1 pseudogene is annotated in these 393 nt (G+C 46.8%); it reads left to right on the top strand.

From position 1 onward, the window contains the following. Positions 1 to 171: 171 nt before the first annotated feature. A pseudogene (locus tag AB4512_RS23540) lies at positions 172 to 393 on the top strand (chromosome partitioning protein ParA); the annotation flags it as partial.

Here is a 393-nt window from a genome sequence, read left to right as displayed (position 1 = left end):
CGCTCCGTTGTTACCGAACGACTTAAAGATTCAAGTGACCTTAACGCGTTTGAAGACTCAAGAATGCGCGCCAGCACAGATTCACGTTCGGTTGAGGCAGCCAGACTGCTTTGCTGAATCGATGCGCTTGAAGCAAGTGGCTTACAAGTCTCGATTGGTAGGAGAGCAATAATGTTTGACCTGACTAAAGCGTTAACAACAAAGGCCAAGCCAGTGCAAACCGGAACGACAGGGGTTGCCGGGTGTACTTTGTTCTATCAATCTCAAGAGTGTCTAGATCTTGTTCAAGAAGTCTTTCGATTTGAAGGGTGGAATGATCCTGCATGCGTTAAAGCCAAAGCGGGTTTGACCAAGCTGACAGAACAACAAAGTAGCCACATTGTGGTTCTAGAA

The sequence above is a fragment of the Vibrio sp. 10N.222.52.B7 genome (assembly GCF_041474275.1).
Lineage (GTDB): Bacteria > Pseudomonadota > Gammaproteobacteria > Enterobacterales > Vibrionaceae > Vibrio > Vibrio crassostreae_C.
The sequence above is the reverse complement of the archived record's forward strand: the minus strand, read 5'-3'. Positions and strand labels throughout refer to the sequence as shown.